Raw genomic sequence first — 23,581 nt, 5'->3', positions numbered from 1 at the left:
ACCGAACGATGACCGACCCGGAACACGTTCCGGCAGAGCATGATCCGACCATCGATGTGTGGGCGCCGCTGCGACGGACCACCCAGGCCCGCATCGGATTGGGTCGGGCCGGGAACTCGTTGCCGACGCGACGGGTCCTCGAATTCCAGGCCGCGCATGCGGCGGCTCGCGACGCGGTGCACGACCCCCTCGACGCAGAGGCGTTCGCCGCGACCCTCGCAGATCTCGGGCTCGACGACCCGGTGATCGTCACGAGCCGGGCATCGACGCGAAGCGAGTACCTGCGCCGGCCGGACCTGGGGCGCACACCGGCGGACCTGTCGCGAATTCCTCGCTCCGATGCCGAGATCGGGATCGTCATCGCCGACGGACTCTCGCCGCGAGCCGTCGTCGACCATGCGCACGGACTGCTTGGCGCACTGCTCGACGCGTTCGCCGGCCGCTACACCATCGCGCCACCGGTCGTCGCCACCCAGGCGCGGGTCGCGCTCGGCGACCACATCGGCGAGACCCTCGGCGTGACCACTCTGCTGGTGATCATCGGGGAACGACCGGGGCTCTCGGTCGCCGACAGCCTGGGCATCTATCTCACGCACCTGCCCAGACCCGGCCGCACCGACGCCGACCGCAACTGCATCTCCAACATCCACCCGCCCGACGGCCTGCAGTACGAGGTGGCCGCACGGGTTGCGGCGTCGCTCGTCGACGGAGCCCGAAAGCTGGGACGCTCGGGTGTCGACCTGAAGGACACCTCGCGTCAGGACTCGCTCACGGTCGACGACCGGGGTGCGATCACCTCCGATTGAGAACGGTCACGAACGCAGGTCGACCACAGATGCGTTCGGCCCGGGCGCATACAGCGCGCCGATCTCGGCGGCGTACTTCGTCGCGATCGGGTTGCGGCGCAACTTCATCGTGGGTGTCAGTTCGTCGCCGCCGGGATCCCATGCGGTGGGCACGATGGTGAACCGCTTCACCTGCTCGACCCGCGAGAGCCTGGTGTTGCCCTCCCGGATCGCCCCGGTGATCTCCTCGACGATCGCCGGATGGGACGACAATTCGGCGAAGCCACCCTGCCCCAGGTTCAGGCGTTTGGCATAGGCCTCGACGGCCTCGGGATCGAGCACCACCAGCGCCGACACATAGGGCTCGCCGTCGCCGATCGCCACGACCTGAGCGATGAGCGACGACACCGCCTTCATCGTGTTCTCGATGTTGGTGGGCGACATGTTCTTTCCGGACTCGTTGATGATCAGTTCTTTCTTGCGGTCGACGATCGTGACGTGCCCGTCGGCGTCGATGGTCGCGATGTCGCCGGTGGCCAGCCACCCGTCGGGGTCGATGGTCTCGGCCGTCTTGTCGGGTTGCTTGCGGTAGCCGTTCATGACGACCGGCCCGCGCACCAGGAGCTCCCCGTCCTCGGCGAGCTTGACCTCGATGCCGCGGATGGGCTTGCCCACCGTGCCGATCTTCAGGTCGTCCGGGGTGGTCATCGTAGAGACGCCCGTCGTCTCCGACATGCCCCAGACCTCGAGCACCGGAAGACCCAGGCCCAGGAAGTACTTCAGCACCTCGAGCGGGATCGCCGCAGCACCCGACCCGGCGAAGTCCACCTCGTCGAGGCCGAGCGCGGCGCGCACCTTGTGCAGGATCAGCCTGTCGGCCAGTTCGTGTCCGATGCGGTCCAGCACACCGAGTTCGCGGCCGGCGAGTCGGGCGTCGGCGGCCTTGGTCCCCATCCCGAGGGCCCACCCCGCGAGGGCCTTCTTGACGGGGCTGGTCTCCTCGCCGAGTCTCGCCTCGATGCCGGCCCGGATCTTCTGCCACACCCGCGGCACCCCGAAGAAGAAGGTCGGGCGCACCTCGGGCAGCGCTGCGGCGATCTCCCGCGGGTCGGGCACGGTGGTGAGCTGGATGCCGCGCACCATGTTCGCCGCGTGCGAGGACACCCGGTCGGCGATGTGGGCGGCCGGCAGATACGAGATCGCCCGGTCGTCGAACCCGGCGTCGACGATGTCGGCGAGCGACGCGAGCTCGGCGATGATGTTGCGGTGGGTGATCTCGACGCCCTTCGGCGGGCCGGTGGTCCCGGAGGTGTAGATGAGCGTCGCGAGATCGTCGGGCTCGACCGCCTGCCATGACGCTGCGAAGTCGAACCCCGCGGGCGAAGCGAGTCGCTCGACCTCCTCGAGGGAGAGCGTGGCGTCGGTGTCACCGTCGACCAGGATGATCTTCTCGATGCCGGAGGCCGCGGAGGTGATCACCGGGAGGAACGCCTGCTCGGTGATGACGACCTTGTTCCCGGCGTTGCCGAACAGGTACTCGACCTGGTCCGGCGAACTGGTGTTGTAGATCGAGAACGGGATCGCCCCGAGGTGGAGCGCGGCGGTGTCGACGAGGTGGAACTCCGGCCGGTTGGTGAGCATGATGCCGATCGTGTCGCCGCGCGAGATCCCCAGCGCGGCAAGACCACCGGCGATCGCCTCGACCCGGGTCCCGTACTCCGACCAGGTGATCTGCCGCGTGCCGGCGACGGTACGGATCGCCACCGCGTCGGGTCGCACAGTGATCGTCTGCTGGAACGCGGCGGGAAGGGTCGCGACGTCGACCCCGGTCTCGTGGGGAAAGGTGATCAGGTCCGTTGCGGTCATGGCCCCTCGACTCACGAAGTGGATGTGGTGTGCGCCACAATAGCGAGTCGAGGGGGCCGAGACGGTCGGATCACATCAAACGTCACCCGAACGCAAAATTGCAGGTCACAACTATTTGTCGAGCGACGGAGTCGCACCGACCGGCGACACGGTCCACTTCCCGCCACCGGTCAGCTCGAGCACCTGGGTGTGGTGTTGGTCCGTGGTACTGCGGTGGCTGACAGACACGATGATCGTGTCCGGCAGCTCGGTCCGGATCAGCTGGTACAGCGCGTATTCGAGTCCCTCGTCGACCGCCGAGGTGGCCTCGTCCATGAACACCGCCTCCGGCCTGGTGAGCAGGACGCGGGCGAACGCGACGCGCTGCTGCTCACCCGGCGACAGCACCTTGGACCAGTCCTCCTCGTCATAGAGACGGTCGACGAGGTGCGGTAGGAACACCTTCTGCAGGGCCTCGCGGATCGCGTCGTCACCGACCTCGTCGGGCAGCGCCGGGTAGGCGACGGCGGTCCGCAGGTCACCGAGCGGGATGTAGGGCATCTGCGACAGGAACAGCGTCTTGTTGCCCGCCGGACGCGCGAACTCGCCGTCGATGTAGGGCCACAGCCCGGCCAGGCCGCGCAACAGCGTCGTCTTGCCCGCCCCGGACCGTCCCTTGATGACCAGGGCATCCCCCGGATCGAGCGAGAGGTCGAGAGCGTGGATCAGTTCGTCGCCGTTCGGGGTCTTGACGTCGATGTCGGCCAGCCGCACCGCGCGGTCTCGGTCGACGGCCGAGATCTCGGGCATGGTCCGCGACTTGGTGTCGGCGTCGGCGAGGCCGTCGAGGCGGATGATCGAGGCGCGCAATCCGGTGAACGTGTCGTAGTTCTGGCGGAAGAACGACAGCGCGTCGTGCATCTCGCCGAATGCCGACGCCGTCTGCTGCATGTCGCCTAGCTTGATCTGGCCTTCGAAGAATCGTGGCGCCTGGACCAGGTACGGGAACACCACGGCGGTTTGGCTGACGATGAAATTCCAGCCGACGAAGACGATCCGGACGTAGACGATCTGCCAATAGTTCTTGATGACCTCGGCGAAGCGTGCCATCAAGCCCTGGTGCTCGACCTTCTCGCCCCGGTAGAAGGCGATGTTCTCGGCGCCGTCGCGCACGCGGACCAGTGCGTAGCGGAAGTTCGCGGTGAGGCGTTCCTGCCAGAAGTTGAGTCGGATGAGCGGACGGCCGACCAGGAAGGCGATCACCGAGGTCACCAGGACGTAGGTCAGGACCAGCCACATCATCATCCGCGGGATCTCGACGCCGAACAGCGTCACCGGGCCCGAGAGCTCCCACAGGATCTGGGTGAACGACACGATCGAGGCCAGTGCGGTGAGCACGCCGTTGGTCGACGACCCGCCGCCGCCCCAGAGCAGTCCCGAACCGACCGAGGCGACGTTGGTGATGTCGGCCTGGATGCGCTGGTCGGGGTTGTCCACTCCGGGATGGATGTCGGTGACCTTGTTCGACGTCTTGGTCCGCCGGCGGAACGGCAGGACACTGCGCGACAACACACCGCCGAGGTCGACGAAACGGTTGCGGTAGAACGCGCGACCTTCCATCCAGTCCGCGGCGGCACCGGCGGTCATCCACTTGCGCAGGCTGATCTCGAAGGCGGCGCCCACGTAGATCTCCACCATCGTCCGCACCACGTGGATGGTGGCCAGGACGGCGAACACCGCCATCGAGTACCAGAACATGTCCTTGCCCTGCTGGAGCAGCTGCTCACCCTCGGGCCCGGGCTGGGCGAACGATTCGGCGGCGATCTGCAAGGCGTTGAACAGGTCTCGGCTGAAATAGGAGAACAGGACGATCACGCGGACGCCGGCCAGCGCGAGCACGGTGAGCAGGACGAAGTACATCCAGGCCCGGACCCGGGTGGCGGGTTCGGTGAAGTAGCCGCCGATGATCCGCCACAGCGGCCGTCCCCAGCGGCTGAACCGGGCGAGCAGGAAGCCGATCACCAGGATCGCCGCGATCGCGATGGCGGAGGCGATGCCGAGCCATTTCAGGCTCTCCCAGATCTCGTTGTTCCAGTCTCTGCTGTAGTCCACCCACGCTCCCTACCGTCGTGCGTCACGACCGGGCGACCGGTTCGCGGCGCGACCCGGAGGCACGCGTCGGCGTCGAACGTCGCGTCGACACAACGGGTCCGGGCCCAACACTGATCCGGCGCAGTCTAACCCGCGCCACACCCGATGTCCGGGCAACCGTGATCGTGCGAGGAGGCGATCAGGGCCTCGTCCCCTGGTCGTCACACCGGAAGGCGTTCTCATGGGCGTTCCAGCTGTAGCTGAAGCTCGTGTCCGCCTGGTTGTCCGAGCCGGCCGGCTGCCAGGAATCGCCGGAGAAGGTGAAGAAGTTCTCCTCCCGACGCCCTCCGCCGGGCACGGGGACGCCCTCGGATGTGGCGGCCGTGAGGCGCACCATCGCGATCTCCCCCGGCGTGCGGCAGGCGACGGAGTCCTGGCGGCCGTGCGACGAGCCGAGGTACCAGACACCGGGCTCCTGCGCGCCGGTGCGGTCGGCGGACGGGGGCTGCGGCAGCGCGACCAGTTCGGAGCCGTCCCAACTGATGACGGCGAACTGCTCGGCATTGCCCTGACCGGGCACGAGGTGCAGCACGAGGTCGGCTCCCTGTGCCCGCGACATCAGGAAGGCTCCGCGGTAGACCTCGTTCGGATCGGTGTAGGCGTTGCCCGCCGAGACGCTGCGCGTGATCTGGTACGGGTGCCGTTGATCCCGACGATCGTCGTGACGGTCCCGTCTCCCACCGCGACGCCGACCTGGTCGGGGGTCCCGTCTCCGTCGACATCGACATCGGCCACGTGGACGCAGGTCCCGGCCGCCGACGCACAGGGGTCGATCGGTGCCGCGACGGTCGGCGATCCGCTCGGGGCCGCAGACGCGTTCCCGGTCGACTCCAGGGCCGCCGATGCGGTCCCGGTCGACTCCAGGGCCGCCGATGCGGTCCCGGTCGACTCCGGGGCCGCCGACCCCGACTCGGTGCAACCCGTCATCAGGGCGAGCCCCAGGCCCGCCGCCGACGCCGCGAGAAGCGCGCGCACCCCGACCCCTGTGTTCATCTGGATGTCCTTCCTTGTCCGACGACGTCGACTGCCGAGTGTCCGACGTCAATTGCCGAGTCCGATGAAGACGACCTCGGTCACGGCCTTCTCGGCCAGCGGCGTGTTCCCGAAGGGACCCACCCGCACGGTCCAACGAGAACCCCGCTCGATCGGGAACGCGCTCGGCGCTGCCCACGTGTAGAGCGCGTCACTGCCCTCTCCGCCGCACGAGTACCGCACCTGCGCGTCCGGCGCCGTGCTGTTGGGCGGCGACATTCCGCGGATCGCCGCGTACACGCACTTCGTCCCGTCCTCCAACACCAGCCCGAACGGGATCGGGTCGGCCGCCTTGCGGGGTGCCGCCGGCAACGGCTTCGTCGGGGCCGACACCGTGACGACCTTCTCGAACGGATCGGTGACGCACAGGACGAAATCTCCGCTGCCGGGGCCGGCGGCTACTACGCGTGCGACACGACTCCTGTGCCCGGCGTCGTCGACGACGGTCTCTACTGGTGCTCGGGCTCGTCGGGCATCGATCAGGGCGTGTGCGCCAAGGGCCGTGGTGTCCTTGAGCCAGCCGGCCGTGGTCTGCCCCGACGAGGTGACCGGGGTCAGCACGGTTCGTTCGGGTCCCCCGCCGGTCGAGGACTTCCCGGGAGCGCACCGGCACACCGTGATACGCGTGATGCGCGCATCGTCGCCGGTCCCGTCGGCTTCCACGCGGTAGCCGGTCGTGGACTCGGGGTCCGGGGCGTACAGGAGGACACGCGGCCCGGACTTGTCGTCCTCCACGGGCGGACCGTACAGCTCGTCGAACTGTCGGACGGTGCTCCCGACGCCCAGCCCGTCCAGGGTGCGCACTCCTGTGCCGGGACGGATCTCGACGAGTTCGCCGCCGGAGCCGAAGACCCATTCGCAGTCGCGCCAGACGATGATCGTCGTCTCGCCCTGCCGCCGGCCACCCGCCGGGAAATCCGGATTGGCCGCACGGATCTCGACGAGCGTGTCACCGAGGGTGACGCCCTGGAAGGTGTCGTCGTTGAGTGCGGCGCGTCCGGCGTCGGCGTTCTGCGTCACCAGCAACCGGGAACGCGACTGCGCCGCGTTCGACGCCGTGATGAACACCCCGTCGGTCGCCGCGGCGATGCATTCCAGATCCTCCGACGCGGCCCCGCGGTCTTGAAGCCCAGCGTCGAGATACGCAGTCGCGGGTTGTCGCGCTTGAGCTGTTCGGCGACCGGACACGGCGGTTCGCCGCACGTGTCCTCGCCGTCGGAGACGAGCACGATCGCGACATCGCCGTCGGTCGGCAGGGTCGTCGCAGCCTGGCGGAGCGATTCGGCGATCGGGGTGAATCCCCGCGGGGTCAGTCCGTCGACCGCGTTGCGCACGCGGTCCCGGTTCATCGGACCGAACGGTATGAGCGTCGTGACGTCCCGGCAGCCGGCGGCGTGATCGGACGGCCGGTTCGACGTTCCGGTGCCGTACGCCAGAACCGCCAGGCGCGTGTCCGACGGAAGGGCGGCGACGAGCTCGCGCACCGCGGTGCGGGCGGCGTCGATCCGCGGTCCGGGCGCGTCCTCGGTCGCCATCGAGTCCGAGGCGTCGAGGATCAACGCGGTGGGTGCGACCACCTCGGGCACCGGAACCGCCGCGGCGGATGATTCCTCGGCGGGCTGCGGGTTCCCTTCCGAGCTGCAACCGGCGACCACAGCAGCCGCAGCACAGAGCGAGACGAGAGCGATCCGGACCCGGAAAATCACGAAAAGTCCCCGGCGACAGTCGAAATCGACATTCCGTCAAATTATTCGGGCGGCCGGGCGCCTCGGTATCACCCGAACGGAGATATGCGTGCCGCCGGCCGGAGCGACCACCGGTCGGGCGCGCTTCAGCCGACCGGCCGGAGGACGACTCCCTGCTGCAGGGCCGAGGCGGACGCGGTCTGCGTGAAGCGGTCGCCGACGCGGACGAGGTAACCGGCGTCGGTGTACTCGACGCGGTCCGCCTCGAAGGTCAGCCGGCAGCCGTCGTCGTCGCGGACGAACCCGGTCAGCGTGGTCCGGGCGACCTCGCCGCCGGCCGCGTCGAAGATGACGACCGGCGACTGGCGGGTGATCGGTGTGCCGCCGGGGATCTCGGCGGTCTGCGAGGTGCAGTCGACGACGACCCCGCCTTTCGCGATGAAGGTCGGCGTCCGCAGCGCCCCCAGGAGAACCGCACCGATCGCGAGCGCGGCGAGCAGGACCATCGCCACCGTGGTCGCGACGATGACGGGAAGCCTGGTCCGGCGTTGCCAGTTGCGCCGCGGCAGCCGGGGCCCCGGGTCGAGCCACATCTCGTGGTCGGCGACCGGGGGCCGGTTCATCGGTGCGCCGGTCACGTCCGCGGCGGGAAGTACTTGATCAGGGCCTCCTGCACCACCGACGTGGCCAGCGTGCCGTCGCGCATCCAGAACCGGCCGGACGCCATGCCGCGCGAGCCGGTGGCCACCGGCGAGCGGGTCGCGTACAGGAGCCAGTCGTCGAAGCGGAACTCGCGGTGGAACCACATCGAGTGATTGACCGTCGCGGCGAACAACCGGTCGAGGCCCCACGACAGTCCGTGGGTGGTGATGATCGAGTCCAGGACCGTGGTGTCCGACGCGTAACACATTGCGGCGACGTGCATCACGGGGTCGTCGGGCATCACGCCGTCGGCCTTCATCCAGACCCGGTTGTCGGTGAGCCTCGTCCCCGACTCCTTCGCCTTCCAGGTCGGATCGTTGGCGAAGCGGATGTCGATGGGGTGCAGCGCGTTGACGAAGGTCGCGATCTGGTCCTCGTAGCCCTTGAAATGCTCACCGAGAGGCGGCAATTCCTCCGGGTAGGGCACCTGTGGGATCTCGACCGCGTGCTCGAGGCCGGCGGCGTTGTCCTGGAAGGCCACCAGCATGGTGAAGATCGTCTCGCCGTCCTGCTTGGCGGTGACCTGCCGGTTGGCGAAGGACTTGCCGTCGCGGAACCGGTCGACGTGGTACTCCATCGGCTTGGTCACGTCGCCGCCGCGGATGAAGTGCGCGTGCAGCGCGTGGATCGGCGGATTGCCGCGGGTGAGCGTGCGGGCGGCGGCCACCACGCCCTGTCCCAGCAGCTGTCCGCCGAACGTGCGCGCCGTGACCTGCTCGGGATGCTGTCCGATGAACAGGTCCTCGTCCTGGCGTTCGACGTCGAGGAGCTCGAGCAGCTTGCCGAGATCCCCGGTGTGTTCCACGGTCATGCCAACCACCCTAGTGACCGGCCGCAACCGGTACGCGCACCGACCCGAGCGGCCGGCAGCGGACGGCTCGGGTGGAGTCGGTCAGTGATCCTGTTCGCCGATGCGGTGGATGTGGATCATGTTGGTCGAACCGACGGTGCCGGGCGGGGCGCCGGCGACGATGACCACCACGTCACCGTGCTTGAGGCGTCCGACCTCGAGCAGCTGATGGTCGACCTGGTCGATCATGTGATCGGTGGTGTCGACATCGGTGACGATGTAGGTCTCGGTGCCCCAGCTCAACGCGAGCTGCCTGCGGACCTCCTCGATGGGGGTGAACGCCAGCAGCGGCAGCCGCGAATGCAGGCGGGCCAGGCGTCGGACGGTGTCGCCGGACTGGGTGAAGGCGACGAGGGCCTTGACCTGGAGACGCTCGCCGATGTCGCGGGCCGCGTAGGAGATGACGCCGCGCTTGGTGCGGGGCACGTGCGACAGCGGGGGCACGTCGCGCGGACCGTTCTCGACCGCGCGGCAGATGCGGTCCATGGTCTGCACGGTCTCCAGCGGGTACTTGCCGACCGAGGTCTCCCCCGACAGCATGACCGCGTCCGCGCCGTCGAGCACCGCATTCGCGACGTCGGACGCCTCGGCGCGTGTCGGTCGGGAGTTCTCGATCATCGAGTCGAGCATCTGCGTCGCCACGATCACCGGCTTGGCATTCTCGCGGGCCAACTGGATGGCGCGCTTCTGGACGAGCGGCACCTCCTCCAGCGGCAGCTCGACGCCGAGGTCGCCACGAGCGACCATGATCGCGTCGAACGCGAGGACGATCGCCTCGAGATTCTCGATGGCCTCGGGCTTCTCCAGCTTGGCGATGACCGGCACGCGGCGGCCGACGCGGTCCATCACCTCGTGGACCAGTTCGATGTCGTACGGGCTGCGCACGAACGACAACGCCACCAGGTCGACGCCCAGCCCGAGGGCGAACTCCAGGTCGTCGATGTCCTTCTCGGACAGCGCGGGCACCGAGACGCTCATCCCGGGCAGCGACAGGCCCTTGTTGTTGCTGACCGGGCCGCCCTCGGTGACCGTGCAGATCACGTCGGTGCCCTCCACCGCCGAGACCGTCAGACCCACCTTGCCGTCGTCGACGAGCAGCCGATCGCCGGGCTTGGCGTCCTCGGACAGGTTCTTGTAGGTCGTGGAGACCCGGTCGTGGTCTCCGGCCACGTCCTCGACGGTGATGCGGACCTGCTCGCCGGTCTCCCAGACGGTCTTCCCGCCGCAGCCGTCGAAGCGGCCGAGCCGGATCTTGGGACCCTGGAGGTCGGCGAGGATGCCGACCGCCTTGCCCGCCTCGTCGGAGGCCTTGCGGACCCGCTCGTACACGGCAGCGTGGTCCTCGTGTTTGCCGTGGCTGAAGTTCATCCGGGCCACGTCCATACCGACAGCGACGAGCTCCTTGAGGCGCTCGTCGCTGGAAGTCGCAGGACCCAGGGTACAGACAATCTTGGTTCGCCGTGTCACAACATCACCTTAGTCCCGTCGTAGGTGCATCTCCACGCGCCGACCGGGCCCCCACCGGCGGTGCGCCGGGTGTCCGTGCAGGTGGCACCCGGCTACTCCCCGGTACGCAATTCACGTCACACCTGCCGCCCGTGCGTGTTGGTCCAGGTGACCGGAGAACGCGCCCCTGGCGGTCAGCGCACGGCCAGCGGAAGCGTCGCCGGACGAACCGGCGCCGGGAGGTCCGACGAGCCGACGAGGAACTCGTCGACCGCGCGGGCCGTCGACCGCCCCTCGGCGATCGCCCAGACGACCAGTGACGCGCCGCGATGGGCGTCGCCGCAGACGAAGACCCCGGGGGCGTCGGTCTGCCAGTCGCTGCCGCACGAGATCGCTCCCCGACGGTTGGGCTCGATCCCCAGGCCGCTCAGCAGTTCGGTGCGCCGCACCCCGGTGAAGCCGATCGCGAAAAGTGCCAGTTCACAAGGAATCTCGAACTCCTCGCCGACCGGGATGATCTCCCGGTTGCCGTCGGCGTCGCGCTGGACCCGCACCTCGGCGAGGACCATCTTCGTGACGTTGCCCTCGTCGTCGCCGAGGAAACGCTGGACCGCCACCTGATAGCGCCGCTCGCCGCCCTCGGCGTGTGCGCTCGAGGTGCGCATGATCAGCGGCCACGTCGGCCACGGCGAACGATCGTCGTCACGCTCACCGGGCAGTTCCGGGTTGTAGTCGAGCTGCACCACCGACGCCGCACCCTGACGGTGCGCGGTGCCCAGGCAGTCCGCGCCGGTGTCGCCGCCGCCGATGATGACCACGTGCTTGCCGGCCGCGGTGATCGGCGACGGACCGTCGCCCTCACACTCCCGGTTGGCCGCGACCAGGTGCTCCATCGCGAGATGGACGCCCTTGAGATCACGTCCCGGCACCGGGTTGTCACGGGCCTCCATCGCGCCGATGGCCAGGACCACCGCGTCGTGCCTGTTGCGGAGCTCCTCGACCGACAGGTCCGTGCCGACATCGCAGTTGACGACGAAGTCGGTGCCCTCGGCGCGCATCTGGGCGATGCGGCGGTCGATGTCGGCCTTCGGCAGCTTGTACTCGGGGATGCCGTACCGCAGCAGGCCGCCCACGCGGTCGTCGCGCTCGTACACCGTGACGTCGTGTCCGGCCCGCGTGAGCTGTTGGGCGGCGGCCAGACCCGCGGGTCCCGAGCCGACGACGCCCACCGACTTGCCTGTCTTGGACGCCGGCGGCTCGGGACCGATGAAGCCCTCGGCCCACGACTCGTAGGCGATGGTCTTCTCGATGCGCTTGATGGTGACGCTGCCGCCGGTGACGCGCTCGTTGATCGACAGCACGCAGGCCGCCTCGCACGGCGCCGGGCACACCATGCCGGTGAACTCCGGGAAGTTGTTGGTCGCGTGCAGGCGTGCGCTCGCCGCGTCCCACCGGCCACGGCGGACCAGGTCGTTCCACTCCGGGATCAGGTTGCCCAGCGGACATCCCGCGGTGCCGGAGTGGCAGAACGGGATACCGCAGTCCATGCACCGCCGGGCCTGGGTGCCGACCTCCTCGAGCTCCTTCGCCGGGTCGGCGGGGTGCTCGTGGACGTCCTCCCAGTCCTGGATCCGCTCGGCGACCGGCCGGTACTTCTCTTCCATTTTCGGGACCTCCAGGAACCCGCGCGGATCAGCCACGTGCCGCCTCCATGATCGCTGAATCGACGTCGCGCCCTTCGGCTTCGGCCATGCGGGCCGCGTCGAGGACACGCTTGTAATCGGTCGGCATGACCTTGGTGAAGGCGAGGCTGCGCCGCGGCCAGTCGGCCAGGATCGACGCACCGATCGCCGACCCGGTCAGCTCCGTGTGCTCGGCGATGGTCGCCTTCAGCCACTCGAGGTCGTCGGGGTCGGGTTTCATCAGCTCGACCATCGCCATGTTGACCTTCGACTCGTCGAGGGCGTGGACGTAGGCGATGCCGCCGGACATGCCGGCGGCGAGGTTGCGGCCGGTCGGTCCGAGCACCACGACCCGCCCACCGGTCATGTACTCGCAGGCGTGGTCGCCGACGCCTTCGACGACCGCCGTCGCGCCCGAGTTGCGAACCGAGAACCGCTCCCCCACACGGCCTCTCAGATACACCTCGCCGGACGTCGCGCCGTAGAGGATCGTGTTGCCCGCGATCACCTGGTCCTCGGCGACGAACAGCGAGTCCGGGTGCGGCGCGACGACGATCTTGCCGCCGCACAGTCCCTTGCCCACGTAGTCGTTGGTGTCGCCGGTGAGCCGGATCGTCACCCCGGGCGGCAGGAACGCGCCCAGCGACTGGCCGGCGCTGCCCTCGAGCTTCACGACGATGGTGTCCTCGGGCAGCCCCTGTGCGCCGTACCGCTTGGTCACCTCGGAGCCGAGCAACGTGCCGACGGTGCGGTTGACGTTGCGGACCGGGAGCTCGAGCGTGACCGGGTGGGCGTCCTCGAGCGCGCCCTCGGCGAGCTGGATGAGCGTCTGGTCGAGTGCGCGATCGAGACCGTGCTCCTGGTCGCGCACCCGCCGGCTCGGCCCCTTGCCCTCGACCTGCCGGAAGATCGGGGTCAGGTCCAGGCCCTTCGACTTCCAGTGGGCGAGCGCCTTGTCGGTGTGCAGACGGTGAGACTGGCCGATCGCCTCGTCGAGCGTGCGATACCCCAGCTGCGCCAGGTACTTCCGCACGTCCTCGGCGATGAACCGGAAGAAGTTCACCAGGTGCTCGGCCCGCCCGGTGAAGCGGGCACGCAGCTGCGGGTTCTGCGTCGCGACGCCGACCGGGCAGGTGTCGAGGTGACACACGCGCATCATGATGCAGCCCTCGACGATGAGGGGTGCGGTGGAGAACCCGTACTCCTCGGCGCCGAGCAGCGCCGCCATGATGACGTCGCGGCCGGTGCGCAGCGCGCCGTCGCACTGGACGGTGATCCGATCGCGTAGGCCGTTGAGCATCAGGGTCTGCTGGGCATCGGCGAGGCCGATCTCCCACGGGGTGCCCGCATGCTTGAGCGAGGTCAGCGGCGAGGCGCCGGTGCCGCCGTCGTGGCCGGAGATGAGCACGACGTCGGCGTGCGCCTTCGAGACGCCGGTGGCGACCGTGCCCACGCCGACCGCGCTGACGAGCTTGACGTGGATCCGCGCCTGCGGATTGGCGTTCTTCAGATCGTGGATCAGCTGCGCGAGATCCTCGATCGAGTAGATGTCGTGGTGCGGCGGCGGTGAGATCAGCGCGACGCCGGGTGTGGAATGCCGGGTCTTGGCGATCCACGGATACACCTTGTACGCCGGGAGCTGGCCGCCCTCACCGGGTTTCGCGCCCTGCGCCATCTTGATCTGGATGTCGGTGGCGTTGATCAGGTAGTCGCTGGTCACGCCGAACCGGCCGGACGCGACCTGCTTGACCGCGCTGCGGCGCTCCGGGTCGTAGAGTCGGTCGACGTCCTCGCCGCCCTCGCCCGAGTTCGACCGCCCGCCGATCCGGTTCATCGCGATCGCGATGGTCTCGTGCGCCTCCGCGGAGATCGACCCGTAGCTCATGGCGCCGGTGTTGAACCGCTTCATGATCGACTCGACCGGCTCGACCTCCTCGAGCGGGATCGGCTCGCGCTCGGACAGGTCGAACTCGAACAGGCCGCGCAGCGTGCCGCCCTCTCGTTGCAGGCGGTTGACCTCGTCGGAGTACTTCTGGAAGACCTCCTCGCGACCGGTCTTGGTGGCGTGCTGCAGCAGGAAGATCGTCTCCGGGGTGAACACGTGCAACTCGCCCTCGCGGCGGTACTGGTACTGCCCGCCCACCTCGAGCCGGCGGTAGACCTGCTCGGTCGGGTTCTCCGGGAACGCACGGCGATGCCGGATCGCGACCTCCTCGGCGATCTCGTCGAGCCCGACGCCACCGATCTGGGTGACGGTGCGGGTGAAGTACTCCTGCACCACCTCCGCCGACAGGCCGACCGCCTCGAAGGCCTGCGACGCGGTGTAGGAGCTGATGGTCGAGATGCCCATCTTGCTCATCACCTTGAGCACGCCCTTGCCGAGCGCCTCGATGTAGTTGCGGAAGGCCTTCGACGGCGTGACGCCGGTGAGCTCGCCCTCGCCGATCAGGTCCTCGATCGTCTCGAGCGCCAGGTACGGGTTGACCGCGGCCGCGCCGAAACCGATGAGCGTGGCGATGTGGTGGACCTCGCGGGCGTCGCCGGACTCGACGACAAGTGCCACCCGGGTGCGTTCCTTGGTGCGGACGAGGTGGTGGTGCACTGCTGAGACCGCGAGCAGCGACGGGATCGGCGCGTGGTCCTTGTCCGACCGGCGATCGGAGATCACCAGGGTGCTGTGCCCCTCGGCGATGGCCTGGCTCGCGCGCATGCGCAGATCCTCGATGGCCTTGCGGAGGCCCTCCCCGCCCTCGTTCACCTCGTAGAGGGCGCGCAGCACCTTCGCCGACAGACCGGGGTGGTCGCCGTCGTCGTTGATGTGGACGAGCTTGGCGAGTTCGGCGTTGTCGAGCACCGGCCAGTGCAACAGGATCTGGCGGCACGACGCCGCGGTCGGCTCGAGCAGGTTCTGCTCGGGCCCCATGACGCGCGCCATCGAGGTGACGATCTCCTCGCGGATCGCGTCCAGCGGCGGGTTCGTGACCTGGGCGAACAGTTCGACGAAGTAGTCGTACAGCAGCCGCGACCGGCGGGACAAGACCGCGATCGGGGTGTCGGTGCCCATCGAACCGAGCGGCTCGTAGCCCGACGCCGCCATCGGCGTGAGCAGCACCCGCAGGTCCTCCTCGGTGCAGCCGAAGGCTTGCTGGCGCCGCACGACGGTGTCGTGATTCGGCTTGTACACCGGGCGATCGGGCAGCGTCCGGATGTCGAGGAGCCCGGCGTAGAGCCATTCGTCGTACGCCTCGGCGTTCATCAACTCGCCCTTGATCTCCTCGTCGGGGACGATCCGGCCGGCGGCCGTGTCGACGAGGAACATCCGGCCCGGTTCGAGCCGCCCCTTGCTGATGACGTCGCCGACCGGCACGTCGAGGACACCCGCCTCCGATGCGAGGATCACGCGGCCGTCGCGGGTCTGCCACCACCGACCGGGGCGCAGGCCGTTGCGGTCGAGGACCGCGCCGACGACCGTGCCGTCGGTGAAGGTGACGCAGGCCGGCCCGTCCCAGGCCTCCATCAGCGAGGCGTGGAACTGCAGGAACGCGCGTCGCTTCGGGTCCATCTCGGGGACGTTCTCCCAGGCCTCCGGGACCATCATCATCACCGCATGGGGCACGCTGCGGCCACCCAGATGCAGCAACTCGAGCACCTCGTCGAGCGACGCCGAGTCGGAGGCGTTCGGGGTGCAGATCGGGAAGGCGCGCTTCAGGTCGCCGGGGATCAGGTCGGTCTCGAGGAGCGCCTCACGGGCCCGCATGCGGTTGCGGTTCCCGCGCACGGTGTTGATCTCGCCGTTGTGTGCGACGAACCGGAACGGGTGCGCCAGCGGCCACGACGGAAAGGTGTTGGTGGAGAAGCGCGAGTGGACGATCGCGATCGCGCTCGTGCACCGCTCGTCACGCAGGTCCGCGTAGAACAGCGGCAGCTGCATCGTCGTCAGCATGCCCTTGTAGACCATGGTGCGGCTCGACAGCGACGGGAAGTACAGGCCGGTGCCGGCCTCTTCGATCTCCGGGGTGACCCGCTCGGCCTGCTTGCGGAACGGGTAGACGAGGCGATCGAGCGCGAGGCCGCCGACGCGCTCGGCGCCCGGCTCGGGATCGACGGTCACGAACAGCTGCATCATGTACGGCATGCACTCGACCGCGGTCTTGCCGATGTCGGCGTGCTCGTGGTCGACCGGGACGTCGCGCCAGCCCAGGATCGTGATCCCCTCGTCGGCGGCCAGCGCCTCGACACGGTCGATCGCCTTGCGCCGCAACGCCGGATCCACCGGGAGGAAGCACACGCCCGCGGCGTAGGTGTGGTCGCCGGCGGCGTTGGGTTCGGGCAGGTCGAAGTCCACGGTCGCGCGCAACAGCTCGTCGGGCAGCTGGATGAGGATTCCGGCGCCGTCACCGCTGTTGGCCTCGGCCCCGGCGGCGCCGCGGTGTTCGAGGTTCTCCAGCGCCAGCAGACCGTCGGAGACGATCGAGTGCGACCGGCGCCCGTGGATGTCGGTGACCATGGCGACGCCGCACGAATCGGATTCGAGCGCGGGGTCGTACAAGCCCTGCTTGGCCGGGAGAGCGGAAAACAGCATCACTACCTCCTCGATCCGACAGGTCGGATCTGCTGAGTGTCCACTGGGACAGCACTGGCCCGAGGAGAAATTGCGCGCCGAGCGAGTGACCGTGCCGAGATCGGTATCGGGCCGAGTCGAAACCGTCGTGGCGGCGCCTCGGGGCGGTACCGGGCGGAGGGAGATCGCGCGTCGGTGTGCATTCGATCCTATCCGAACACCGGTGCCCGTGTCCGTGCGCTGGCCTGTGATGATGGCGACCGCGGCCCCGTCCCGCTCTGCTCTGGCGTGCCGAGGCACCGCGGCATCCGGCGGAACAAACCACCGGCGTCTGTTTGCTACGTTGCAGCGATCCGGGTCGAAGGCGGCCGGCGGGCCGCGCGTGAACGACTGGTCGCGAACACTCGAACGACCCAGGCGGGCATCGCCATCGGATCGGTCGGCGTCGGTTATCTCGCGGTGTTCGGTCCGGAGATTCTCGAATCCGTCCGCTACGCCGCGCCGGCCGGCGTGGTCCACGAGATCGGGACGAGCCTGGCCTCGTCGGTGGCCGGCCTGGTGTGGACGATCACCGTCGCGCTCTGCGTCGTCGCCGCGCTGCGGTTCCGCCGCCCGTGGTGGCCGTCGCCGGGCCGGTGGCCGTGGTCGTCCGCCCGGGTACCCGTCGAGACCGTGCTCGGTGGCGCCGGGATCGTCGCTCTCGCGTTCTTTCTCGAGGGTGTCGTCACGATCCCCATGTTCAACCGGTTGGGACTGCTGAACTGGTTCGAGACTCCGGAGGCCACCGCGACCACCGACTGGCTCGACGCAGTGTCCGCCGGGATCGGCGAGGAGATCCTCGTCGTCGCAGCTCCGGTCACCGTGCTGCGGTTCTACCGCGTGTCCGGACGATTCGCCGTTCCGGTCCTCGTCGCCGCACGCATGGCCTACCACCTCTACTACGGTCATGCGGGTGTCTGGTGGCTGGCACCCTGGGCGCTGGCGACCGCGATCGTCTACTGGCGCTGGCCCGATGTGCGCCTGCTCGTCGCGCTGATGGTCCTCGACGTGGTGTGGAACGCACAGGGAGTCCTCTTCGGAGACGACCTGTTGACCGACCTCGTCCTGATCGGGGTCGGCCTGGCATTGCTCGCAGTTGCCTTCGCGATCGACCTCCGGTGGTACCGGAACCCGACGCCACCGATGACCCCGACCACGTCCCTGCGCACGGTGTGGCTACGGGCGCACGGCACCTCGCCGGGGCGTCCGCCGAGGCACTGCGCCGCGACCCCCTCGCGGCCGCTCACCTCTGGTGGGGAGCGCTGGCCACCCGGGACCGACATCCGCGGGCGCTCGCCGATCTGACCGTCGATCCCTCGTGCTGGGATTTCGACGCGGTCGAGCAGGAACTGAGCGGACTCTCGCCGGCGCATGAGTTGGTCCCGACGGACACCGTCGACGGCACGGCCAGGGTCGACCTCGTCCGGTCGGCGGGAGGCCGCGAGCGCTCGACCGCGCGTCGGCTGATCCTGCAGCGAGGTGCGGACCGGAACTGGCGCGTTCGAGCGATCGAACCGGTCTCCGACGGGATCGACCCGGTCTCCGACCAGGCGGGCGACTGACGCCGGACCGGCGGCCCTTCAGCCGGTGCCGACAGCGTCAGTGCTGGTCGTCAGTACTCGTCGTCTCTTGCCGGCGTCAGCCCTTGTCCGGGTCGCTCGAGCCGCCGTCCTCGACCGAATCGGGCTCCGCCGGTTGCGCGTCGGTGGACTCCGCCTCGGCTTCCGGCTCGTCATCGGCTGCCGATTCGTCGGAGGACTCGGCATCGTCGGCTGCCTCTGGCGGCGTGCCGGTGACCACGTCCGAGGCCGACTCGTCGTCTCCGTCGGTGGCCGGCTCCTCGACCGGCACGTCAGCGGCCTCGGTGTCGGCCGCCTCTTCGGGCTCGGCGCCCGTGGGTTCGGCGCCCGTGGGTTCGGCGCCCGTGGGTTCGGCGTCCGGCGATGCACCGTCCGGGGTCTCGTCGACAACGGTCACTTCTGCAGCGGTCGCGTCGTCCGTGCTCTCGTCGCCTTCGGCGGCCGACTCGGAAGCCACGGACTCGGCCCCCGCGGACTTGAGGTCGCCGGACTCCTCGTCGTCGGTTGCCCCCGCGTCGTCGGTTGCCTCCGCGCCGGCCTCCGCGGACACGGTGGCGTCGGCGGCCTCGTCCGCGGCGACCTCGTCGGCGGTCACCGCGGCAACGACCGCGTCAGCGGTCTCGGGGCCCTCCGGCTCCCCCGCCTCCGACTCTTCTGCCACCGACTCGTCTGCCACCGACTCTTCTGCCACCGCCCCGGACGTTCCCGCCTCATCTGCTTCTGCCTCGGCGTCGACATCGGTGCCGTCGGACACGGTGCTCTCGGAGTCGGTCGCGACGTCCTCGTCGTCCGAGACAGCGTCGTCTGCGGTGCCGCTCGACGCGATCTCGACGGTCTCGTCCACCGCACCCTCGGGTTCGATCTCGATCGTCTCCGCGGCATCGTCAGCGGCTGGCTCGTCGTCGGCGGGCTCGTCGTCGGCGACGGCCACACCGGGATCGGTTATCACCGGCCCGTCATCGACCACGGTGTCGGCATCGACTTCGGTGGCAGCGTCGACCTCGTCGGCGTCCCAGTCCTCCTCGTACCAGTCGTCGACGTAACCGGCGACGCCCTCCTCCTCGAGTTCGGCGGCCCGTTCGGGGTGGTACATCTCGAGGCCCTGCTCGCGGCCCTTCGGCGCGAGGACGAAGTAGACGATGGCCGCCAGGAACACGAGCGCCGCGGTGAACAGGTTGGGTCGGATGCCCGCGATGTCGTTGGCGACGGCAGCGCGGTCGTCGCGCAGCATCTCGATGAAGAAGCGGCCCAGGCAGTAGCCGGCGATGTACAGCGCGAACAGCCGGCCGTGACCGATGCGGAACGTGCGGTCGATGAGTACCAGTGCGATCACGACGAGCACGTTCCAGAGCAGCTCGTAGAGGAACGTCGGCTGGACGACCGCGACCACCACGCCGTTGGAGACGCCGTCGATGAGCCCGGGGTCGGCGTACCCGGAGTCGTTGACGCGCTCGTAGATCTCCAGGCCCCACGGCAGAGTCGTCTCGCGGCCGTAGAGTTCCTGGTTGAAGTAGTTGCCGAGCCGACCGATGGCCTGTGCCAGCAGGATCGGCGGCGCGATCGCGTCGCCGAAGGCGGGCAGGCGGATGCCGCGGCGTCGTGCGCCGATCCACGCGCCGACCGCACCGAGGGCGACGGCACCCCAGATTCCGAGACCACCGTCCCAGATCCGGAGCGCGTCGAGCGGTTCCTTGGGCGCGTCGGCCCCGAAGTAGGTGCGCCAGTCGGTGATGAGGTGGTACAGACGGCCGCCGACGAGTCCGAACGGCACGGCCCAGATGGCGACGTCGAGGACCTCGCCCTCCTGCCCGCCGCGGGCCACCCACCGGCGGTTGCCCCACCAGACCGCGACGATGATCCCGACGATGATGCAGAGCGCATACGCACGCAGCGGGAAGGGTCCGAGGTTCCACACGCCCTGGGGAGGGCTGGGGATGTAGGCCAGCATCGTCGTGGTCGGCGATATCACGGTGCAACCCTAACCGACCGCACGGGATTCTCCGTGCGGTCGGTTTCGGGTCGAGGGATGATCCCCCGGACGGATGGCAGGGTCAGGGTGTCGGCGTTCCGCGAACGGGGAGACAGAGCGACATGCCGCAGTCGGCCTCGGGGGTTGCTCCACCGGGCACGGTCACGACCTTGGCCGGCTTGGTGTAGCTGACCACCTCGAACTCGCCCGGCTGTGTGCCCTCTGTGACACAGACACCCGTCACCGCGTAGTACCCGTCGCGTGGAACGGTGACAGTCACCGTTCCACGGTCCTCCCAGTTGGGTTCCGAGCGGTACGGGTCCGGCCGGGAGAAGTCCAACTCCCCGATCGCAGCGGTGCAGACCGATCCGGCCACACCGGTGTTGTTGGTGACCGACGCAGTGATGCCCCGTCCCTGGACGCTGACGTTCACGGGCACGCCTGTTTGGGCGCCGATTGCCAGCGGCGGCACGCCCCCGACACTCCTGGCGCCCGGTTCGACATCGGATTCGCATACGGCACCCACCATGTAGACACCATCAGAGGGAACCGTCACCGACGATGACGCAGACCGTTGAGGAGGCGCGATCCCTGCGGAGACCAGAATCTCTCCAGCCTGCTCGATGGACTCCGACTCGGCGTCGATATCGGGTTCTGGCGACCATCGAAATGGCTCACCACCTCCAACTCCCGCAGGTCTGTACTCAAGAACCAACGGAACACAGGCCGATCCGAACTTTTCCGCAGAATCGACTGCGGGATTGGGATTGGTGACCGTGATGTTGATGGTTCTTCCGGAATTGTTCGCCGTGACAGTCGGTGAACTCAGTGCAGCGTCGGCTTCCCCGGCGGCCACCAGTCCCCTCCAGCCACGGTCGCACCAACCGCAAGGGTGATGCCGAGACGGCGACCGCGAATTCCCATGATTTCACCTTTCTTCGAGCCGACCACTCGGACAGTAACGAAGAAAGGAAATCAACAATCGATGATTCTGAAATACAATTGTTAGCTAGGCGCGCTCGCTAAATTCCGGTATTCAGAATTCTGTGCTGAATCGCTCACGACAACGCGGTTGGGTTGACGATCTCCGACCAGAATCAGCTCGACCCCGATCAGGCCACCGCGTGACGCGAGCGGACTCCCTCGGCGAGTTCCGCGGTCAGGGCGGCCAGGCGATCCTGGCCGGCCTTGGCCGCGGTCACCAACGCCGAACCGACGATGACACCGTCGGAATACGAGGCGATCTGCGCGGCCTGCTCGCGATTGCGGACGCCGAGCCCCACGCCGATCGGGATGTCGGAGTACTCGCGGACACGCGCGCAGAGTTCGGGAGCCATGTCCGACACCGCATCTCGCGCCCCGGTCACGCCCATGGTCGACGCCGCGTAGACGAATCCTCGCGACGCGTCGACGGTGAGCGCGATGCGTTCGGTGGTCGACGACGGCGCGACGAGGTAGATGCGGTCGAGGCCGTACTCGTCGGACGCCTCACGCCACGCCGCCCCCTCCTCGGGGATGAGGTTGGGCGTGATGACGCCGGAGCCGCCGGCGTTGGCGAGGTCGCGGGCGAACCTGTCGACGCCGTACTGCAGCACCGGATTCCAGTAGCTCATCACGACCGCGTTGCCGCCGGCCGCGGTGATCGCCTCGACCGCGGTGAACACGTCACGGACGCGCACGCCGTTGGTGAGCGCGACGTCGGCGGCCTCCTGGATGGTCGGCCCGTCCATCACCGGATCGGAATAGGGCACGCCGACCTCGATGATGTCGCACCCCGCCTCGACCATCGTCCGGAAGGACGTCAGCGAGTCGTCGACGGTCGGGTAGCCGACCGGCAGGTAACCGATGAGGGCGGCGCGGTTCTCCTCGCGGCACTTCGCGAAGACCGGCCCCGTCTTCGACGCCAACACGTCCGCACTCATGCCTTTCCTCCCTGCTGTCCCCCGGTGACGGCCTCGTCCTGCGACGGCGGCGGATCGAAGAGCCCGAACCAGCGTGCGGCGGTGTCGACGTCCTTGTCGCCGCGCCCGGACAGGCTGACGACGATGATCGATCCCTCGCCGAGCTCCTTGCCGAGCTTCAGGGCTCCGGCGACGGCGTGGGCCGACTCGATGGCCGGGATGATGCCCTCGCGGCGACTCAGCAGCGCGAGGGCATCCATCGCCTCGGTATCGGTGATCGGGCGGTACTCGGCGCGACCGGTGTCCTTGAGGTAGGCGTGCTCGGGACCGACGCCCGGGTAGTCCAGACCCGCGGAGATCGAATGCGATTCGATCGTTTGCCCGTCCTCGTCCTGCAGCAGGTACGAGTAGGCGCCCTGGAAGGCGCCCGGGGTACCGCCGGTGAAAGTCGCTGCGTGGCGGCCGGTTTCGACGCCGTCGCCCGCGGCCTCGAAACCGACGAGACGCACCCCCTCGTCGTCGATGAAGGGATGGAAGATCCCGATGGCGTTGGAACCGCCACCGACGCAGGCGGTCACGGCGTCGGGCAGGCGACCGGCCTTGTCGAGGATCTGCGCACGCGCCTCGAGTCCGACGACGCGCTGCAGGTCGCGGACCATGACCGGGAACGGGTGCGGTCCGGCCGCGGTGCCGAAGCAGTAGTAGGTGTTGTGCGCGTTGGTGACCCAGTCGCGCATCGCCTCGTTGATGGCGTCCTTCAGGGTGGCCGAGCCGTTGTCGACCGCGACGACCTCGGCACCGAGCAGACGCATACGTGCCACGTTGAGCGCCTGGCGGTCGGTGTCGACGCGGCCCATGTAGATCACGCACTCGAGGCCGAGCAGCGCGCAGGCGGTCGCGGTGGCGACGCCGTGCTGCCCGGCGCCGGTCTCGGCGATCACGCGGGTCTTGCCCATCCGCTGGGCCAGAAGGGCCTGTCCGAGAACGTTGTTGATCTTGTGCGAACCGGTGTGGTTGAGGTCCTCGCGCTTGAGGAAGATCCGTGCGCCACCGGCGTACTCGGCGAGTCGCTCCGCCTCGTACAACGGCGACGGGCGACCGGCGTAGTCGCGCTGCAGACGGTCGAGTTCGGCGAGGAAGTCGTCGTCGGCGCGGACCTTGAAGTAGGTCGACGTCACCTCGTCGATGACCGCCATCAGCGCCTCGGGCACATGCCGGCCACCGTAGACGCCGAAGTGGCCGCCCTCGTCGGGCTCGATCGACGTACGGGTGGTCAACCCGGTGCTGGCCGGGGGCAGGGCGGGGGTCTCGGGCGAATCCGGACGGGCCGAATCATGATGGGCGGTCACAACA

The 23,581-nt window shown here is 68.9% G+C and carries 17 protein-coding genes; 2 read left to right on the top strand and 15 right to left on the bottom strand.

Annotated features, from left to right (window positions below; all coding sequences use genetic code 11):
• Positions 1 to 8 precede the first annotated feature (8 nt).
• Entirely contained in the window at positions 9 to 806 is a 798-nt protein-coding gene (gene eutC / locus GP2_RS06015) for an ethanolamine ammonia-lyase subunit EutC (protein WP_006899589.1), read from the top strand.
• A gap of 6 nt (positions 807 to 812) precedes the next feature.
• Here eutC and GP2_RS06010 read toward each other — a convergent pair whose 3' ends face one another.
• The 11 genes from GP2_RS06010 to gltB form a co-directional block, all read right to left on the bottom strand.
• Complete coding sequence (locus tag GP2_RS06010) at positions 813 to 2,651, bottom strand: AMP-dependent synthetase/ligase (protein WP_006899588.1); 1,839 nt, start codon at positions 2,649 to 2,651, stop codon at positions 813 to 815.
• Between the two features lie 111 nt (positions 2,652 to 2,762).
• Positions 2,763 to 4,742: an ABC transporter ATP-binding protein/permease gene (locus GP2_RS06005; RefSeq protein ID WP_006899587.1), complete on the bottom strand. Its 1,980-nt coding sequence runs from the start codon at positions 4,740 to 4,742 to the stop codon at positions 2,763 to 2,765.
• A gap of 178 nt (positions 4,743 to 4,920) precedes the next feature.
• Complete coding sequence (locus GP2_RS20925; protein ID WP_006899586.1) at positions 4,921 to 5,340, bottom strand: hypothetical protein; 420 nt, start codon at positions 5,338 to 5,340, stop codon at positions 4,921 to 4,923.
• Positions 5,340 to 5,774, bottom strand: coding sequence for a hypothetical protein (locus GP2_RS20920; protein ID WP_006899585.1), 435 nt, complete (start codon positions 5,772 to 5,774; stop codon positions 5,340 to 5,342). Before GP2_RS20920 ends, GP2_RS20925 begins: the two co-directional genes overlap by 1 nt.
• A gap of 48 nt (positions 5,775 to 5,822) precedes the next feature.
• Positions 5,823 to 6,839 (bottom strand): hypothetical protein, encoded by a 1,017-nt coding sequence (locus GP2_RS20915; RefSeq protein ID WP_157211655.1) that lies wholly within the window; start codon positions 6,837 to 6,839, stop codon positions 5,823 to 5,825.
• The gene (locus tag GP2_RS05995; protein WP_006899583.1) at positions 6,830 to 7,519 is read right to left on the bottom strand and encodes a vWA domain-containing protein; all 690 of its coding nucleotides are present in this window, start codon (positions 7,517 to 7,519) and stop codon (positions 6,830 to 6,832) included. The genes GP2_RS20915 and GP2_RS05995 overlap by 10 nt, the downstream gene beginning before the upstream one ends.
• A 125-nt stretch (positions 7,520 to 7,644) precedes the next feature.
• On the bottom strand, positions 7,645 to 8,136 hold the full coding sequence (locus GP2_RS05990) for a hypothetical protein (RefSeq protein WP_230824764.1): 492 nt from the start codon (positions 8,134 to 8,136) through the stop codon (positions 7,645 to 7,647).
• Positions 8,133 to 9,011, bottom strand: coding sequence for an acyl-CoA thioesterase (locus GP2_RS05985; RefSeq protein ID WP_006899581.1), 879 nt, complete (start codon positions 9,009 to 9,011; stop codon positions 8,133 to 8,135). Before GP2_RS05985 ends, GP2_RS05990 begins: the two co-directional genes overlap by 4 nt.
• Positions 9,012 to 9,092: 81 nt before the next feature.
• Complete coding sequence (pyk, locus tag GP2_RS05980; RefSeq protein ID WP_006899580.1) at positions 9,093 to 10,517, bottom strand: pyruvate kinase; 1,425 nt, start codon at positions 10,515 to 10,517, stop codon at positions 9,093 to 9,095.
• A gap of 173 nt (positions 10,518 to 10,690) precedes the next feature.
• Positions 10,691 to 12,196, bottom strand: coding sequence for a glutamate synthase subunit beta (locus GP2_RS05975; RefSeq protein ID WP_006899579.1), 1,506 nt, complete (start codon positions 12,194 to 12,196; stop codon positions 10,691 to 10,693).
• Positions 12,189 to 16,760: a glutamate synthase large subunit gene (gene gltB / locus GP2_RS05970; RefSeq protein WP_006899578.1), complete on the bottom strand. Its 4,572-nt coding sequence runs from the start codon at positions 16,758 to 16,760 to the stop codon at positions 12,189 to 12,191. Before gltB ends, GP2_RS05975 begins: the two co-directional genes overlap by 8 nt.
• Positions 16,761 to 17,198: 438 nt before the next feature.
• Between gltB and GP2_RS05965 the strand changes: the two genes are divergently transcribed.
• Complete coding sequence (locus GP2_RS05965) at positions 17,199 to 18,083, top strand: hypothetical protein (RefSeq protein WP_157211654.1); 885 nt, start codon at positions 17,199 to 17,201, stop codon at positions 18,081 to 18,083.
• 333 nt (positions 18,084 to 18,416) lie between these two features.
• On the opposite strand, the gene lgt is transcribed toward GP2_RS05965, so the two are convergent.
• The 4 genes from lgt to trpB form a co-directional block, all read right to left on the bottom strand.
• Positions 18,417 to 20,327, bottom strand: a complete 1,911-nt coding sequence (gene lgt / locus GP2_RS05955) for a prolipoprotein diacylglyceryl transferase (protein WP_006899575.1) — start codon at positions 20,325 to 20,327, stop codon at positions 18,417 to 18,419.
• A gap of 82 nt (positions 20,328 to 20,409) precedes the next feature.
• Positions 20,410 to 21,183, bottom strand: coding sequence for a hypothetical protein (locus tag GP2_RS21605; RefSeq protein WP_157211653.1), 774 nt, complete (start codon positions 21,181 to 21,183; stop codon positions 20,410 to 20,412).
• A gap of 256 nt (positions 21,184 to 21,439) precedes the next feature.
• Positions 21,440 to 22,249 (bottom strand): tryptophan synthase subunit alpha, encoded by an 810-nt coding sequence (gene trpA, locus GP2_RS05945; RefSeq protein WP_006899573.1) that lies wholly within the window; start codon positions 22,247 to 22,249, stop codon positions 21,440 to 21,442.
• Entirely contained in the window at positions 22,246 to 23,577 is a 1,332-nt protein-coding gene (trpB, locus tag GP2_RS05940) for a tryptophan synthase subunit beta (protein WP_006899572.1), read from the bottom strand. Before trpB ends, trpA begins: the two co-directional genes overlap by 4 nt.
• Positions 23,578 to 23,581 lie beyond the last annotated feature (4 nt).

This window comes from Gordonia paraffinivorans NBRC 108238, from assembly GCF_000344155.1.
GTDB lineage: Bacteria > Actinomycetota > Actinomycetes > Mycobacteriales > Mycobacteriaceae > Gordonia > Gordonia paraffinivorans.
Note: the sequence above shows the minus strand (reverse complement) of the source record. Positions and strands in the feature narration are given on the sequence as shown.

What these genes read in the sequence shown, in the direction of transcription:
- eutC (WP_006899589.1), top strand. Translation starts at nt 9, where the DNA reads ATGACCGACCCGGAACACGTTCCGGCAGAGCATGATCCGACCATCGAT.
- GP2_RS06010 (WP_006899588.1), bottom strand. Translation starts at nt 2,651, where the DNA reads ATGACCGCAACGGACCTGATCACCTTTCCCCACGAGACCGGGGTCGAC.
- GP2_RS20925 (WP_006899586.1), bottom strand. Translation starts at nt 5,340, where the DNA reads ATGTCGCGGGCACAGGGAGCCGACCTCGTGCTGCACCTCGTGCCCGGT.
- GP2_RS20920 (WP_006899585.1), bottom strand. Translation starts at nt 5,774, where the DNA reads ATGAACACAGGGGTCGGGGTGCGCGCGCTTCTCGCGGCGTCGGCGGCG.
- GP2_RS05985 (WP_006899581.1), bottom strand. Translation starts at nt 9,011, where the DNA reads ATGACCGTGGAACACACCGGGGATCTCGGCAAGCTGCTCGAGCTCCTC.
- gltB (WP_006899578.1), bottom strand. Translation starts at nt 16,760, where the DNA reads ATGCTGTTTTCCGCTCTCCCGGCCAAGCAGGGCTTGTACGACCCCGCG.
- trpA (WP_006899573.1), bottom strand. Translation starts at nt 22,249, where the DNA reads ATGAGTGCGGACGTGTTGGCGTCGAAGACGGGGCCGGTCTTCGCGAAG.